This is a genomic window from Isoptericola halotolerans (genome assembly GCF_003003075.1).
Classification (GTDB): Bacteria; Actinomycetota; Actinomycetes; order Actinomycetales; family Cellulomonadaceae; genus Isoptericola; species Isoptericola halotolerans_A.
This window is the reverse complement of sequence record NZ_PVTX01000002.1, coordinates 127,091-142,608: the sequence shown is the minus strand read 5'-3', so window position 1 is coordinate 142,608 and position 15,518 is coordinate 127,091. Positions and strand designations below refer to the sequence as shown.

At 74.3% G+C, this 15,518-nt stretch carries 14 protein-coding genes; 5 read left to right on the top strand and 9 right to left on the bottom strand.

Features of this window, described 5'->3' with window-relative positions; all coding sequences use genetic code 11:
* Positions 1 to 14 precede the first annotated feature (14 nt).
* Positions 15 to 1,925: a DUF3352 domain-containing protein gene (locus BCL65_RS04005; protein WP_106265444.1), complete on the bottom strand. Its 1,911-nt coding sequence runs from the start codon at positions 1,923 to 1,925 to the stop codon at positions 15 to 17.
* 106 nt (positions 1,926 to 2,031) lie between these two features.
* Positions 2,032 to 2,493, bottom strand: a complete 462-nt coding sequence (locus BCL65_RS04000) for a YchJ family protein (protein ID WP_106265926.1) — start codon at positions 2,491 to 2,493, stop codon at positions 2,032 to 2,034.
* A gap of 114 nt (positions 2,494 to 2,607) precedes the next feature.
* Between BCL65_RS04000 and BCL65_RS03995 the strand changes: the two genes are divergently transcribed.
* Positions 2,608 to 4,197, top strand: coding sequence for a hypothetical protein (locus tag BCL65_RS03995; RefSeq protein ID WP_106265442.1), 1,590 nt, complete (start codon positions 2,608 to 2,610; stop codon positions 4,195 to 4,197).
* A 10-nt stretch (positions 4,198 to 4,207) separates the two neighbouring features.
* Here the strand turns inward: BCL65_RS03995 and BCL65_RS03990 are convergent, their stop codons facing one another.
* Both BCL65_RS03990 and BCL65_RS03985 read right to left on the bottom strand, forming a co-directional pair.
* Positions 4,208 to 5,434 (bottom strand): MFS transporter, encoded by a 1,227-nt coding sequence (locus BCL65_RS03990; RefSeq protein WP_106265440.1) that lies wholly within the window; start codon positions 5,432 to 5,434, stop codon positions 4,208 to 4,210.
* A 135-nt stretch (positions 5,435 to 5,569) separates the two neighbouring features.
* Positions 5,570 to 6,139, bottom strand: coding sequence for a GNAT family N-acetyltransferase (locus BCL65_RS03985; protein ID WP_106265439.1), 570 nt, complete (start codon positions 6,137 to 6,139; stop codon positions 5,570 to 5,572).
* A gap of 90 nt (positions 6,140 to 6,229) precedes the next feature.
* Between BCL65_RS03985 and BCL65_RS03980 the strand changes: the two genes are divergently transcribed.
* The gene (locus BCL65_RS03980) at positions 6,230 to 8,218 is read left to right on the top strand and encodes a thioredoxin domain-containing protein (protein ID WP_106265437.1); all 1,989 of its coding nucleotides are present in this window, start codon (positions 6,230 to 6,232) and stop codon (positions 8,216 to 8,218) included.
* Positions 8,219 to 8,227: 9 nt separating this feature from the next.
* On the opposite strand, the gene BCL65_RS03975 is transcribed toward BCL65_RS03980, so the two are convergent.
* Positions 8,228 to 8,974 carry a GH25 family lysozyme gene (locus BCL65_RS03975; protein ID WP_243400767.1) on the bottom strand — a complete coding sequence of 249 codons (747 nt, stop codon included), beginning with the start codon at positions 8,972 to 8,974 and terminating at the stop codon, positions 8,228 to 8,230.
* Between the two features lie 7 nt (positions 8,975 to 8,981).
* Positions 8,982 to 9,851: a helix-turn-helix transcriptional regulator gene (locus tag BCL65_RS03970; RefSeq protein WP_106265435.1), complete on the bottom strand. Its 870-nt coding sequence runs from the start codon at positions 9,849 to 9,851 to the stop codon at positions 8,982 to 8,984.
* 102 nt (positions 9,852 to 9,953) lie between these two features.
* Between BCL65_RS03970 and BCL65_RS03965 the strand changes: the two genes are divergently transcribed.
* Positions 9,954 to 10,721: an SDR family oxidoreductase gene (locus tag BCL65_RS03965; RefSeq protein WP_106265433.1), complete on the top strand. Its 768-nt coding sequence runs from the start codon at positions 9,954 to 9,956 to the stop codon at positions 10,719 to 10,721.
* Here BCL65_RS03965 and BCL65_RS03960 read toward each other — a convergent pair.
* Positions 10,684 to 11,085, bottom strand: coding sequence for a hypothetical protein (locus BCL65_RS03960; RefSeq protein WP_106265431.1), 402 nt, complete (start codon positions 11,083 to 11,085; stop codon positions 10,684 to 10,686). The two genes, BCL65_RS03965 and BCL65_RS03960, sit on opposite strands and share 38 nt — an antisense overlap.
* Positions 11,086 to 11,266: 181 nt before the next feature.
* Between BCL65_RS03960 and BCL65_RS03955 the strand changes: the two genes are divergently transcribed.
* Positions 11,267 to 11,677, top strand: coding sequence for a DUF3817 domain-containing protein (locus tag BCL65_RS03955; RefSeq protein ID WP_106265429.1), 411 nt, complete (start codon positions 11,267 to 11,269; stop codon positions 11,675 to 11,677).
* 90 nt (positions 11,678 to 11,767) lie between these two features.
* Positions 11,768 to 14,071: a 5'-nucleotidase C-terminal domain-containing protein gene (locus BCL65_RS03950; RefSeq protein ID WP_106265427.1), complete on the top strand. Its 2,304-nt coding sequence runs from the start codon at positions 11,768 to 11,770 to the stop codon at positions 14,069 to 14,071.
* Between the two features lie 11 nt (positions 14,072 to 14,082).
* Here the strand turns inward: BCL65_RS03950 and BCL65_RS03945 are convergent, their stop codons facing one another.
* The gene (locus tag BCL65_RS03945) at positions 14,083 to 14,985 is read right to left on the bottom strand and encodes a hypothetical protein (RefSeq protein WP_106265425.1); all 903 of its coding nucleotides are present in this window, start codon (positions 14,983 to 14,985) and stop codon (positions 14,083 to 14,085) included.
* Positions 14,982 to 15,437 carry an Lrp/AsnC family transcriptional regulator gene (locus BCL65_RS03940; protein WP_106265423.1) on the bottom strand — a complete coding sequence of 152 codons (456 nt, stop codon included), beginning with the start codon at positions 15,435 to 15,437 and terminating at the stop codon, positions 14,982 to 14,984. The genes BCL65_RS03945 and BCL65_RS03940 overlap by 4 nt, the downstream gene beginning before the upstream one ends.
* Positions 15,438 to 15,518: the final 81 nt, after the last annotated feature.

The window sequence follows — 15,518 nt, the reverse complement described above, 5'->3', positions numbered from 1 at the left end:
CGACCGGGCGACGGTCAGTCGAAGCTGACGCGGAACGTCGCCTTCGCGTACGTGTCGTCGGCGCTGGTGGTCATGCCGGCCGCGCGCAGCGGCTCGAGGTAGCCGAGGGCCGTCGGGTCGGACTCCAGGACGGGTCGCAGCACCTCCGTGAGCCGGTCGACGTCCACGTACATCACGCCGCTCACGTCCTCGGGGCTGACGACGCTGCGGTAGGCGTCGGTGGACCCGAGGCCGCCGTCGCCGGCCAGCTCGTCGGCGTACGCGCCGTTCGTGGCGAACACGAACCCGTCGTCGGCGGGCGACGTGGCCAGCGGGTCCATGTCCGACTCGGTCAGGAGGCTGTCGATCCGGCCGGAGAGGTCCTGCAGGGCATCCGTGTCGCCGACGGTGCGCAAGCCCGCCGAGACGTCGTCCATGCCCTCGACCGCGTCGAGCGACTCCAGCCCGCGGGAGTCGACGGCGAGCACGACCTGCTCGCCGACGAGCGTCTTGAGGTCGTCGGGCAGGCGGAGGTCGTACTCCTCCTCGAGGAGCGCCACCATGCCGTCGAAGTCCGGCTGGCCGGCCCCGCCCCAGGGGTCGTCCGCGACGGTCGCCGGCTCCTCGGCCGCCGCGCCCGTGCAGGCGTCCATGAAGACGTCGATCATCATCTGCTCGTCGTCCGAGAGGTCGTCGCCGGTGATCCCGAGGCTCTCCTTGGACGCCTCCAGGCAGTACTCCTCCAACGGGTCGACGTCACCGCCGACCGGCCCCGTCGGCGCGGTCCGGCCCGTCGGTGCGGTGACGCCGGCGCCGGTGCTCGACATCAGCGCGCCGCCACCGAGCGACGACCCCATCGAGTCGTACAGCTCGCGGAACTGCTCCCAGGCGTCGTCGACGGCGTCCGGCGTGGTCGAGCCCCCGAGCGCCAGCAGGGTGGTCTCGGGCAGCGCGGTGGTCACCGAGGTGCCGCTCGCCCGGTACGGCGCGACGACGGCCTCGTCCCCGGCGGAGAGGGTCTCGAGCTCGATCCCGTCCGGGTTGACGCGCAGGGCGCCGGCCGCGGTGGTGAGGGCTTCGAGGTTCTTCAGGTCGTTCTCGGGCAGCGCGCCGTCGGTCAGCTCCGGGATCGCGGCGAGCGACCAGTCGAGGGCGGCCTCGGCGTCGGCCCAGAAGGACACGAGCCCCGGGTCACCGAGCGCTGCCATGTCCGCGGCGAAGGTCGCGTCGTCCGCGAGCGAGCCCTGCTCGGTGTCGGCCACGACGTCGGCGGCGGGCACGCCGTCGGTGACGATCGCGTACCCCTCGGTGAAGGCGACCTGGTCGGCGCCGATCGTCTCGCCGCATCCCAGGCCGGACTCGAGCGCGGGCCGCGCGGCGTCCTCGTCGGTCACGGCCAGCACCCACACCGGCTGCGGCTCGCCGTCGTCGCCCGGGACTGCGGCGAGCGCGCCGCGGTCCCCGATCCACGGGGCGATGTCGGCGTCGTAGTCGAGGTCGCACTCGCCGCTCGCGGTGACCGCCTCGGCGATGACCTGCTTGAGGTCGGAGTCCTCGTCGATCTCGACGCCCAGGTCCGCGGAGAGATCCGGCAGCCGGTCGGCCAGCCGCAGCAGGTTGATCTTCTGCTCGGCGGACGGGTCGAGGTCAACGCGCACGTACCCGATGGTGGACGCCGGCAGGGCCGCCTCGGGCTGAGCGCCACCGCCGTCCAGCATGGCGTAGGCGGCAGCGCCCGCGCCGCCGAGCACGAGGAGCCCGGCGGCGATCGAGCCGCCGATCACGAGGCCCTTGCGCGAGCGCCGCACGGGCGCCGCGGCTGCGGCCTCGGCGGGCGCCGAGTCCGCTGCAGGCGCCGAGCCCTCGGCAGGCGTCGCGGGCTCAGCAGAGTCGTCGGTCGGCGGTTCGGCGGGCGTGCCGGGGTACGGCGGCGGGTGGTCGGTCACGGATTTGTCCCCTTGGTGGTGGTTGGTGGCGGGATGCTGACCGTACCGAGCCGCCGACCAGGGCGGAAGGGGCGTCCACGGGCAGAACTACCCACCGCCCGTCATTTCACCCCGCGACGTCCCCGTCCACGTAGAACCACCGGCCGTCCTCGCGGACGAACCGGCTCACCTCGTGCAGCCGCCCGCGCGCCGAGGGCCCGTCCACACCGCCAGCCGCACCCGCACCCGCGCCAGCACCAGCACCGGCACCCGCGCCAGCACCCACCGCCGACCGGAACGTCGCGACGAACTCCACCTCGCCGTCGTCGTCGAACGGGCCACCGCCGCGCGTGGCCAGGACGTCGAGCCGGCGCCACTGCTGGTCCGGGTCCAACGTGAGCGACGACGGCCTCGTGGTCGGGTGCCACGTCTGCAGCAGATACGCCGCGTCGCCGACGGCGAAGGCCGCGTACCGCGACCGCATCAGCGCCTCGGCGGTGCCGGCCGTCCGTGCGCCGGCGTGCAGCGGCCCGCAGCACTCGCCGTACGGCAGGCCGGTCAGGCAGGGGCAGCGCGCGGCGTCGTCCATGGCGACCATGATGCCGCAGGCCCGTTGTTCACCTGGGTGAACTCGTCGCCGGTTCGGTGCGCGACCCCGGGCGGTGCAGTAGACCTGGGAGCAGTTCCGTCGACGGGGGGCTCCATGGTCCGGGTGCGTGCGCAGGTCGAGGGCCGCGAGCGCACCGTCCCGCTGCTGTGGTGGGGCGACGAGTCCCGCATGCCGGCCGAGGGCGTGGCGGGCGTGCTCGCCCGCCAGATGGTCCCGGAAGAGGCCGCGGGGGCGCTCGCGGAGCTCCTCGGCCAGGTCCGGGGAGAGCCTCCGTCCCGCGCACTGACCGAGCGGCTCCTCCGGGAGGCAGCCGACTCGCACGTCGTGCTGGGGGAGAGCCCGGAGACCTGGAGCCCGCTCGGTTCCACGGAGCTGCCGTCCCGCGGCGCGCTCCAGCCGATCCAGGACGTCCTGCACCGCACGGGGGACCTGTGGTTCGACGCGGAGTCCCACGACGGCTGGCTGTGGACCCGCCTGCTCGACACGGAGACCACCCGCAGCGGTGTGACGATCTATGCCCCCGACGCGTTCGTCGCGGTGCTGCCGCCCGGGACGACCGGCGTCACCCTGGACCTCACGGAGGACGCCGACCCCGACGGCCCGTTCGTCCAGGAGGCGGTCGAGGTGGCGATGAGACGCGGGTGGGACGGCCCCTGGGTGGACGACGGCGACGTCGCCGTCGCCTGGCGCACCTACGTGGGCACCGGCACCGCGGTGACCGACGGTGATGCGACCGTCCATCCCGGCGACGCGCGCGTGGACGTGCCGTTGTCCGTCGGGGGCCGGGCCGGCTACCTGGTGGGCCGTCTGCTGCGGCGGAGGTCGGGCAGCACCTTCACCGGCTCGCGGGACCCGAGCCGCAGCGCCCGCCTGGCGCGGCACCGCCGGGCGCTGCCGCACGTCGCGGCGGCGACGCCCGAGCTCGCCGACGCCGGTCCCCACGACCGGGCCGTCGTCGTCGTGCACGGCACGATGAGCTGCGCGATCCCGTTGGCGGAGACCGTGCTCGACGTCGTGGGCGCCGCGGGGGTCGACGTGCCCGTGCTGCGGTTCGAGCACGACACCTGGCTGCCGATCTGGGAGAGCGTGGACGAGCTGGTCGCCGGGGTGCGAGCGCTCGGGGCGGCGTCCGTGCTGCTGGTCGGGCACTCCCGCGGCGGCCTCGTCGCGCGGGACGCCGGGATCCTGCTGGCCGCCGACGGCGTCACGGTGCGCACGCTCACCCTCGGCGCACCGTTCGGCGGCACCCCGGTCATCGACGTGACGGAGCGTGGCCGCCGCGGGCTGGCCGCCGGTCTCGCCGCCCTGCGGTCGACGTCGGGTCCGGTCGTCGACGTCCTCACGCGGGCGGTGCTGCGCGAGCTGCGGTCTCAGCTGCCGGAGGGGATCCGTGACATGCACGCCCGGTCGAGCTGCCTCGGGCGGTTGCGCGCCACGCCGGGCCCGCCGTTCGTGGCCGCGGCCGGGTCGGTGGCCCCGGACGGCGTCGGCGGCGACTCGTGGGGTGCGTTCCCGGGGTTCTTCCGTGGCCTCTTCGACGGGGCGAACGACCGTGTGGTCGCCGTCGCCTCGGCGACCGCCGGCCGGGACGTCACCGCGCTCCACGTCCGCTGCGACCACTCGTCGTACGCGGGCGAGCCTGCGGTGCGCGCCGAGATCGCCGCTCTGCTCGCCGGCCTGTGAGCGGCGGCGGTCACGCGGAGAGGTCCTCCGCGACGACCTCGTCGACGGCCCGCCGTGCCACCGAGTCGAGCGGTGCGCACATCCGCTTCTCGACCAGCGCGACAGCGAGCGCCAGCAGCACCAACCCCGCGCTGACCAGCGGCACGGCCCGTACGCCGACCATCGACACCAGCAGCGCCCCGAGTCCGGAGCCGGCCGCGATCCCCAGGTTGAACAGCGACGACGAGATCGCCTGCCCCATGTTGGTCCCGCGGGGCGCGACCAGCAGCACGCGGTGGGACAGCACGGGCGGCACGGTGGAGAACGCGAACCCGAAGAGGGCCAGGCACGCCACGGCCCCCACCGGCGACTCGCCGACGGCCCACAGGCCCACCAGCGCGACGACCAGCACCGTGGCCCCGACGAGGTAGGCGCCCACGGGGCGCTTGTCGAGGAACCGGCCGACGACGACGGCGCCCACCACGCCCGCACCGCCCTGCAGCAGGAGCAGGGCCGGGATGTCGGACTGCGTGTAGCCCGCGACGTCCTGCAGGTACTGGGTGACGAACGTGATCACGCCGAACGCGCCGGTGACCACCAGCACCGTGGTGACCATGAGGAACCCGAACCGCCGTCCCGACGGGAACGGCGCCTCGCTCGCCCCGCCGGCCGACGGCGCCACGGAAGGGAACAGGGCGATGACGATGACGGTGATGATCGTGGACAGCACCGCGACGGCGACGAAGGTGACCCGCCACGAGGTGAGCTCGCCGAGCCAGGTCCCGGCCGGCACGCCCAGCACAGGGGCGAGCGAGTTGCCGATCGCGAGCCGGGCCATGGCCTTGCCGCGCTGTCCCGGCGGGAACAGCCCGGCGGTGGCGGGCACCACGGCCACCCAGAACAGCGCCTGGGCGAGCGCGGTCACCACGCGGGCGATCATGAGCTGCTCGTACGACGGCGTCAGCGCGGCCCACAGCGTGGCGACGGCGGCGACGCCGGCGCAGGCGGAGAGCACCCACCGCCGGGGGATGCTCCGGGTGACGTGCGCGAGCGGCACGGAGCTGACCAGCACCACGAGGGCGTAGGCGGTGACCAGCAGGCCGATCTGGGAGGTCGGTCGGTCGAGGTCCGGCGCCATGAGGGTGAGCAGGCCCGAGGGCAGTGACTCCACGGTCACGAAGAGGAACGTCGAGGCGGCCAGCGCGACGAGGATGATCGTGGCGCGGCGGGCGTCGACGGCAGGGCCGACGGTGTTCATCGAAACGATTCTATGCGTGCCGAGCGGGGGCGTCCCGCCCTTGTGCGACGGCCGTCCTCCGGCTCTCTTCGTCACTTCGTGTTCTGTTCGGCAGTCCGGACTGCCGGACAGAACACGAAGTGACGACCAGACGGCTCAGGGCCGCTGCCACTCGCGGGCGAGCATCCCGTAGACGAGGGTGTCGGTCCACTCGCCCTTCGACCACCAGTCGGCGCGCAGCTTGCCCTCGCGCACCATCCCGACCCGTTCGCAGAGCCGCGCGGACGCCTCGTTGCGGGCGTCGAGCTGGGCGACCACCCGGTGCATCCGGTACCGGTCGAACGCGATGCCGAGCAGCGAGCGCAGCGCCTCGGTCGCGAACCCGCGCCCGCCGTGCTCCGGGTGGAACGCCCACCCGACCTCGCCGCGGGAGACGGTGTCCCCGGTGGTCCACAGGGAGATGTCGCCCACGACCGCCCCCTCGTGCTCGACGACGAGCGCCAGCGCGGACGCCGGCCCGTCGACGCCGGTGCGCAGCTTGCGCAGCGCGAGCTGGGTCTCGGCGACCTCGCGCGTCCACGGCTCCTCGAGGAGGAACCGGGCGACCTCCGGGTCGGCGTAGTAGTCGAGCAGCGCGTCGATGTCGTCGTCCCGGTAGGTGCGCAGCACGAGCCGGCTCGTCCTGACGGGCAGGAGAGCTGGCGGCGGCGGGGTCACCTCGGTCACGGTGACGAACCCTAACCCGAGCCGGCCCCCATCACCCTGCGGGAGCGCCCCCGGCCCCGGGCGGGTCGCGGCAGCACGTAGCGTGGTGACATGGCCGATCGCCTGCGCACCGCCACCAGCCCGTACCTGCGCCAGCACGCGGACAACCCCGTCGACTGGTGGCAGTGGGGTGAGGACGCGTTCGCCGAGGCCCGCCGTCGCGACGTCCCGGTGCTGCTCTCCGTCGGGTACGCCGCCTGCCACTGGTGCCACGTCATGGCCCACGAGTCCTTTGAGGACGACGGCGTCGCACAGGTGATCAACGACGCGTTCGTGCCGGTCAAGGTGGACCGGGAGGAGCGCCCCGACGTCGACTCCGTCTACATGACCGCCACCCAGGCCATGACCGGGCAGGGCGGCTGGCCGATGACGGCGTTCCTCACCCCGGACGGCGAGGCGTTCCACTGCGGCACCTACTTCCCCCGCGAGCACTTCCTCGGGGTGCTCGGCGCGGTCCGCGACGCCTGGGCCGACCGGCGTGACGCCGTCGTGCAGCACGGCGCCGCCGTGACCGAGGCGATCGCCCGGACGGCAGGCCCGCTGCCCGGAGCGCCGCTCGACGACGAGGCGCTCGCCGGGGCGGTCTCCGCCGTCGCGCGCGACGCGGACCGCGTCCACGGCGGGTTCGGCGGGGCGCCGAAGTTCCCGCCCTCGATGACGCTCGAGCACCTGCTGCGCCACCACGCCCGCACGGGCGACGACGCCGCCCTGGCCCTGGTCGAGCGGACGTGCGAGGCCATGGCGCGCGGCGGGATCGACGACCAGCTCGGCGGCGGGTTCGCGCGCTACTCCGTGGACGCGCGCTGGGTGGTGCCGCACTTCGAGAAGATGCTCTACGACAACGCCCAGCTCCTGCGTGTGTACGCGCACCTGTGGCGTGCGACCGGCTCGCCGCTCGCCCAGCGCGTCGCCCGCGAGACCGCGGAGTTCCTCCTGCGGGACCTGCGCACCGCCGAGGGCGGCTTCGCCTCGGCGCTCGACGCCGACACGGTCGTGGACGGTCACGCCGTCGAGGGCCTCACCTACGCCTGGACGCCCGCGCAGCTGCGCGACGTGCTCGGGGACGACGACGGCACGCGGGCGGCGGAGGTCCTCGCGGTCACGGAGGCGGGCACCTTCGAGGGCGGGGCGTCCACCCTGCAGCTGCCCGAGGACCCGGACCCCACCTGGTGGGCGGACGTGCGTGCCCGGCTGCTGGCCGCCCGCGACGAGCGCCCGCAGCCCGCCCGCGATGACAAGGTCGTCACCGCCTGGAACGGCCTCGCGGTCGCGGCGCTGGCCGACGCCGGAGCGCTGCTCGAGCAGGAAGCCTGGGTGGACGCCGCCCGGGAGTGCGCGGAGCTGCTGCTCGACCGCCACGTCGTCGACGGGCGGCTGCGGCGCGCCTCCCGCGACGGGGTGGTCGGGGCGCCAGCCGGGGTGGCGGCCGACCACGGCGACCTGGCCGAGGGGCTGCTGGCCCTGCACCAGGCGACCGGCGAGGCACGTTGGCTCGACGCCGCCGGCGAAGTGCTCGACGTGGCGCTGGACCACTTCAGCGACCCCCACGGCGGCGGCTTCTACGACGTGGCCGACGACGCCGAGCGGCTCGTGGTGCGCCCGCGCGACCCGAGCGACGGCCCGGAGCCGTCGGGCCAGTCGGCGCTCGCCGGTGCGCTCGTGACGTACGCCGCGCTGACGGGATCGTCGCGGCACCGCGCTGCCGCCGAGGCAGCCGTCGAAGCCTCCGGGGCGCTCGCCCGCCAGGCACCGCGGTTCGCCGGCTGGGCGCTCGCCGCCGCCGAGGCCCTGGCGGCCGGACCGCTGCAGGTCGCCGTGGTGGGCACCGGCCCCGGAGCGGCCGACCTGGTGCGGACCGCGCGCCGCACGCCCGCTGCCGGTGCCGTCGTCGTGCACGGACCGCCCGACGCCGAGGGCGTGCCGCTCCTCGCGGACCGCCCCCTCGTGTCCGGCGGCCCGGCCGCCTACGTGTGCCGCGGGTTCGTCTGCGACCGGCCCGTGACGACGACGGCGGAGCTGGCGGCCGCGATCGCCCGCTGAGCCGGGGACTCAGAGGGCCAGGGCGCGCAGGTCCTCCAGGGAGCCGTCGAACACGTTCATGTCGATGTGCGTCTCCTCGCCGGCGTACCCGTCGAGCACGTCGCGGTCGGAGTACTGCCAGAACTCCCAGACGCGGCGCGGCACCTCCGGGGTGAGCGCCACCGAGCGGATCCACAGGGGGTAGCGGTCGTACTCCGCACCGAGGTAGACCTCCCGCACCTCCTGGGTCGTGTAGATGATGGGCGGTGCACCGTAGTGCTCCTCGAGCGCGTCGAGCATCGGGTCCAGGATGCCGCGCAGCTCGGTCACCGACGGCGGGTCCGCCGCGAAGTCGCCGTAGTACTCGACGTCGACGACGGGTGGCAGCGTGCCCGGGGTCGCCGGCACCTGCTCGATCAGGTGCGCCGCCTGGCCCGCGCCCGGGCTCTCGAAGCTGAGGAAGTGGTAGGCGCCCACCAGCAGGTCCGTCTCCTGCGCGCCGGCCCAGCTCGCGGCGAACCGCTCGTCCACGTGGCTCGACCCCTCGGTCGCCTTGATGAACGCGAAGTCGAGGTCCTGCGCGGCCAGGACCGGCCAGTCGATCTTACCCTGGTAGGCAGAGACGTCGACGCCGCGCACGTCGTAGCCGTCCGCGGCGAGCCGGTTCGGCCACAGGACGCCCTCCCAGACCAGGGCGGCCGCGACGGCGACCACCAGCACACCCACCGCCAGCGCACCCAGGGCCCACCACCGACGTCGTCCGCTGCGCTCGCTCACCGGGCGATCATGGCAGACCGCCCGACGGCGGCCGGCCCGGCGGGGCCCAGGCCTGCGACGCGCTGCGGGTGGCGGCGAGCGACCCCAGCAGCCGGAGGGCCTCCGCGCTCGACTCGTCGTGGGCGTGGTAGACCACGAGCTGCTGACCGGGGCTCGCGGGGACGTCGAAGGTCTGCATGCGCAGCGTGAGCCCGCCGACGTCCGGGTGGTGGAACCGCTTGGTGCCGTGCCCCTTGCCGCGCGCGTCGTGGCGTGCCCACCGGTCGGCGAACTCGGTGCTCTGCGCGGTCACGGTGCGCAGCACCTCGCCGATCCGCGGATCGTGGGGGAAGGCTCCGTGCAGGAGCCGGAAGCCCGCGACCGTCCTGCTCGCCACCTCGTCCCAGTCCGGGTAGAACGTGCGTGCCGCGGGATCGAGGAACACCGCGAGGACCAGGTTCGCGCCGTCGTCGAAGCCGTCGAAGAGCGCGCCGGCCAGGGCGTTGGTGGCCAGCACGTCGTAGGCGCGGCCGACGACGATCGCGGGAGTGTCCGGCCACCGGTCCAGCAGGTCGGCCAGCCCGGCGTCGACCTGCTCGGGCAGCGTCGACCGTCCCGGTGCGGGGGCGAGACCGGCGATCCGGTACAGGTGCAGCCGGGCGTCGTCGTCGAGCTGCAGCACCTGGCTCAGCGCGTCCAGCACCTGTGCCGACGGGTGGCGCTCGCGGCCCTGCTCGAGGCGGACGTAGTAGTCGACGCTCATCCCGGCCAGCATCGCGACCTCCTCGCGCCGCAGGCCCGGCACGCGGCGCACCCCCACGACCGGCACCCCGGCCGCGTGCGGGGTCACGCGGGCGCGCCGGCCGCGGAGGAAGTCGCCGAGCGGGGTCGAGGCCATGGTCCCGATGCTAGGTCGGGCCGGGCTCGTGAGGGAGGGTGCGCCGCTCCCAGGCACGGCACGTCCTTCCGGGGCCGGCGAGCGGCGAGGAGGGTCGACGGCATGACGACCCACACGACGAACACGACGAGCACGACCGAGACCTCGACCGGCAAGACCGTCCTCGTGACGGGGGCCAGCAGCGGGATCGGCGAGGCGACCGCCCGCCGCCTCGCCGCGGACGGGCACCACGTGGTCCTGACCGCCCGGCGCACCGACCGGCTCGACACCGTGGTGGCGCAGCTGCGCGACCAGGGACACAGCGCCGAGGCCCGCGGCCTCGACGTGACCGACCGGACCGCGGTGAGCACGCTGGTGGACGCCGTGGTCGCCGACCGCGGCCGCCTCGACGTCCTGGTCGGCAACGCCGGCGTGATGCTGCTGTCCCGGCTCGACGCGCTGCTGGTCGACGAGTGGGACCGCATGCTCGACGTCAACGTCCGGGGGCTCCTGCACGGCATCGCGGCCGTCCTGCCGCACTTTCGCGCCCAGGGCGGCGGGCACGTGGTGACCGTCGCCTCCATCGGCGCCCACGAGGTCGTCCCCACCTCGGCGGTGTACTCCGCCACCAAGTACGCGGCCTGGGCGCTGACCGAAGGGCTGCGGCAGGAGTCCGACCCGAGCATCCGGGTGACGACGATCTCGCCCGGCGTCGTGGCGAGCGAGCTGGCGGACCACATCACGGACCCGCTCGCCGCCTCGGCGATGGAGACCTACAGGGCGGCGAGCATCCCGGCGGACGCCGTCGCGCGGGCCGTCGCCTTCGCCGTCGGGCAGCCCGCCGACGTCGACGTCAACGAGATCGTCGTGCGACCCGCGGCGCAGCGCTGACCCGGCGCCCTCCCGTCGTGCTGCGGGTCGTCGCCGTCCCGGCCGCGATCAGCAGCACGCCCATCACCAGGCACGCCACCGCGACGATCAGAGTGAGCCCGTTGAAGGAGTCGCGGGCCACGTAGTCGAAGACGGCCGTCGACACCACGCCCGCCGCGAAGACGAAGCCGAAGGTGAGGGCCGGGCGTGCCGCCCGTGCCGGGAGGGACGCACCCACCAGGAGCACGGCGCACAGCACGACGTCGGGCACGAAGAACGGGTTGCCGAGGTGCGCGTTGTCGCGGAGGAACAGGTAGGCGAACGTCGGGACGCTGACCGCGACGGCGACGCCGCGCGCCACCGGGAGCAGACGGGATCCGGGCATGGGCGAACCTCCGGGCGTCGACCGGACGCACCGGTCGACCGTTCGTGACGGGGCCGGCGGCTCGAGCGACCGGCCACTCGACAACCTAGCGACCGACGTCGGCGGCGGACACCCCGGGGAACCCGGACGACCGGTCGCGCGTTGGACCCGGCGACCCCACCCGTCCCGGAAGGACACCCGCATGCCCGCGCCCGCCGACACCCAGCCTGCCGACGCCCGGCCCGCCGTCGCCCCGCGCGCCACCGCCCCGACCCGGCCGACCGGCCTCGGCCGGCTCTACGTCGTCGTCGCCTGGATCGAGGCCTTCACCTGGGCCGGCCTGCTCGTCGGGATGTTCCTCAAGTACGTCACCGAGACCACCGAGGCGGGGGTCTGGCTGTTCGGGCGGCTGCACGGCGGGGCGTTCGTGGCGTACGGGATCGTCGCGCTGATCGTGGCCGTCCGGTATCGCTGGGGGATCTGGCGCACCCTCGTGGCGCTGGCCGCCGCTGTCCCGCCCCTGACCACGCTCCTCGCCGAGTGGTGGCTGCGCCGCACCGGGCACCTCGTCGCGCCCCCGCAGATCCCCGGCGCGCCGGACCGCCGTCCGTAGTTTCCCCGATCGTTACCCGCCCGGTGCCCGCGGGTCGGTGGTGCTGGCTAGTGTGATGCCATCCATCTCGAACAGTGGGAGACATCACACATGCACACCACGCGCAAGCAGGTGGCCGGAGCCACGACGCTCGGCCTCGCGCTCGCCGGTGTCGTCACCGTGGGCACCCTGCCGGCCCAGGCCGCCGACCCGGTCGACATCCAGATCCTGGCCACCAACGACTTCCACGGCCGCATCCTCGAGGACTCGTTCAACGGCAGCGCCGGCGCCGCCGTGCTCGCGGGCGCGGTGCAGGAGCTGCGCGGCGAGAACCCGAACACGGTCTTCGCCGCCGCGGGCGACCTCATCGGCGCCTCGACCTTCGAGTCGTTCATCCAGCAGGACAAGCCGACCATCGACGCCCTCAACGCCGCGGGCCTCGACGTCTCGGCGGTGGGCAACCACGAGCTCGACGGCGGCTACAGCGACCTGGTCGACCGCGTCCTCGGTGACTTCGACCCCGAGACCAACCCCTACGGCGGCGCCGAGTGGGAGTACGTCGCGGCCAACCTCAAGATGCGGGCCACCGGCGACGACGCCGTCCCCGCCTCGTACATCTCCTCCCAGGGCGGGGTCGAGATCGGGTTCGTCGGCGCGGTGACCGAGGACCTGCCGTTCCTCGTCAGCCCGTCCGGCATCGAGGACATCGAGGTCACCGACATCGTCGACTCGGCCAACGCCGAGGCGGACGCCCTGCGCGCCGAGGGCGTCGACGTCGTCGTCCTGCTGGTGCACGAGGGCGCCACGTCGAGCGACTGCGCGAGCGTCACCGACGGCGCGTTCGGCGAGATCGTCACCGGGCTCGACGGCGACGTCGACGCGATCGTCTCCGGCCACACCCACCTGGAGTACGACTGCCGGGTCCCCGTCGCCGAGTGGGCGGGCGAGGCCGTCACCGAGCGGCCCGTCGTCTCGGCAGGGCAGTACGGCGTGAACCTCAACCAGCTCGTCTACACCGTCGACCCGGACACGGGCGACGTGCTCGGACTCGAGACCGACGTGCTGCCGCTGCTCGGCAACTACCCGGCCGACCCCGAGGTCCAGCAGATCGTCGACGACGCCGAGGACGTCGCGGCCGAGCTCGGTGCCGAGCCGCTCGGCGAGGTCGCCGGCGTCCACAACCGCGCGCAGCGCTGGGGCGTGGACTCCGAGACCGGCGAGGAGGTGCTCGTCGAGAACCGTGGTGGCGAGTCCACCCTGGGCAACCTCGTGGCCGAGGTGCAGCAGTGGGCCACCGAGACGGAGGAGGCCGGCTCCGCGCAGATCGCGTTCATGAACCCGGGCGGCCTGCGCGCCGACCTGACCGGCGACCCGGAGTCCGAGCTGCCGCGCACGCTGACCTACCAGCAGGCCGCCGTGGTGCAGCCGTTCGCCAACACGCTGGTCAACATGCAGCTCACCGGCGAGCAGATCAAGACGGCGCTCGAGCAGCAGTGGCAGCGCGACGCCGCCGGCAACGTCCCGTCGCGGCCGTTCCTGCGGCTCGGCGTCTCCGAGGGCTTCACCTACACCTACGACCCGGCGCTCGCCGAGGGCGACCGGATCACCGGCATGTGGCTCGACGGTGAGGCGATCGACCTCGACGCCTCGTACTCCGTCACGGTGAACTCGTTCCTGGCCGCCGGCGGCGACAACTTCCGGGTCTTCGCCGAGGGTGCCGACGCGCGCGACACGGGCAAGATCGACCTGACGGCGTTCGTCGACTACATGGCCGAGCAAGCCACGGACGAGCCGCTCGAGGTCGACGCGAGCCAGCGGGCCGTCGGGGTGTCGTTCAGCAAGAACGAGGCGCTGAAGGCGGGCAAGAAGACGGCGTTCGACGTCTCGTCCTGGTCGATGTCCACCGCCGCCGACGTCACGGACGACGAGCTGGTCGTCGAGCTCGACGGCGAGGAGATCGGCCGGTTCGCCGTCGACAGCACCGTGGGCAGCGAGCCCTTCGACGAGGTCGGGGCCGCGGCCGTGGAGCTGACCCTGCCGAAGAAGCAGGCGGGCACGCTCACGCTCGTCGGCCCCAGCACGGGCACCGAGGTCGTCGTCGGCGAGGTCGAGGCCCAGGGCGGCAAGCCGGAGTGGACGCCGGGCTCGGTGTACACGGCCGGGGACCAGGTGACCCTGGACGGCCGCCTCTTCGAGGCCATGTGGTGGACCACCGAGACCCCGGGCGCCTCGCCGTGGGGCTCGTGGCAGGAGATCGCCGAGACCTCCGACGGCACCGCCGTGTGGACGTCCTCGCGGGTCTTCACCGCCGGTGACGTCGTCGAGCACGACGGCGCCACCTACGAGGCGCAGTGGTGGACGCGGAACCAGGAGCCCGGCGGCTCGCCGTGGGGCCCCTGGCAGCTCGCCGGCTGAGCTGGGTCGCGTCAGTCCCAGCCGCAGGCCTCGCCGAGCCAGTCGAAGAACGCCGGCTGCGCCTCCTCGGGCATCGGCAGGTAGACCGGGGGCTGCTCGGCGCCGTCCACCGTGGCCAGGACGGGCACGAACGTGCCGCGCTTGTCCTCGGCCACGGCGTGCGGGTCGCACCGCTGCGGGGCGACGTCGAGGACGACGTCACCCGCGTCGTCCGGCGCCAGGGCCTCGCCGGTCCACGCCGCGGCTCCGTCGGCAGGGGCCATGAGCGTGGTGCCGGTGACCCGGTCCAGCCTGACCACCGGGCCGCCGGGCACCGGCTCCACGCGCACGCGCAGCAGCAGCACGAGGCGGTCCCCGCGCCGCTCGGTCGCCAGGTCCGGCAGCACCCGCAGGTCGGCGCCCGACGCCACGAGCCGCCGTGCGCACTCCTGGGTGTGGACGGCGGCGAGACGCCCGTGCGGATCGGTCGCGGTGAGCGCCACCTGCCGCGACGGCCCCGGCGCGGCGGCCTCGCCGAGCGCGACCGTCACGCTCACCGCGACGGTGCCCGACGCCGGAGGTGCGGCGTCGCAGTCCACCTCGCCGAGGGCGATCCGCACGTCCCGCGCCCCTCCTGGCTGCAGCGTCGCCGGCTGCGCGGAGCCGTCCGGGCCGCTCGGCCCGAACCCGCTGGCCTCCAGCCGTCCGGACAGGAGCGTGAGCGTCTCGGTGGAGCCGTTGGTCACGTGCAGCTTCGCGGTGCCGTCGGCGTACTGGGTGCGGTCCTGACGGACCTCGACCTGCAGGCCCGAGGCGACGTCGTCGGGCACCGTGGCCGGTGGCTCGTCCGGGGTGCACGCCGCCGTCGCGGCCGTGATCGCCACGGCCGCGGCAAGCGCGGCGGCCGCACGGGCGGGGCGACGCCCGACCGTCACACCGACCCCGCGTCGGCGCGGGCCGGGCGGTCGATCACCCGGGACATGACGATCGCGGTGCGCGTCTTGTCCACGCGCGCGCCCACCCGGAACGACTCGACGATGCGTTCCACGTCGGCCATCGAGTCCGCCATGATCTGCACCAGCGCGTCCGCCTCGCCGGTGACGGTGTCCACGCGCACCACCTCGGGGATGGAGCCGAAGTCCCGCTCCAGGGCGGCGGGGGAGATGTTGCCGCGGCAGAACACCTCGACGTAGGCCTCGATGCGCCAGCCGAGCTGCTCGGGGGAGACCCGCACGGTGAAGCCGGAGATCTCGCCGCGGGCCTGCATGCGGTCGACGCGTCGCTTCACCGCGGGTGCCGACAGGCCCACGGCCTCGCCGATCTCCGCGTAGGAGGCGCGCCCGTCGCGCAGCAGCAGGCCCACGATCTTGCGGTTGGTGTCGTCCACGGCCCGTCCTCGGCGTCGATGCGGTGATTCGTTGTGATCACAGTATCGAATCCTGCAAGAGTGGCCATGGATGCGCAGGAT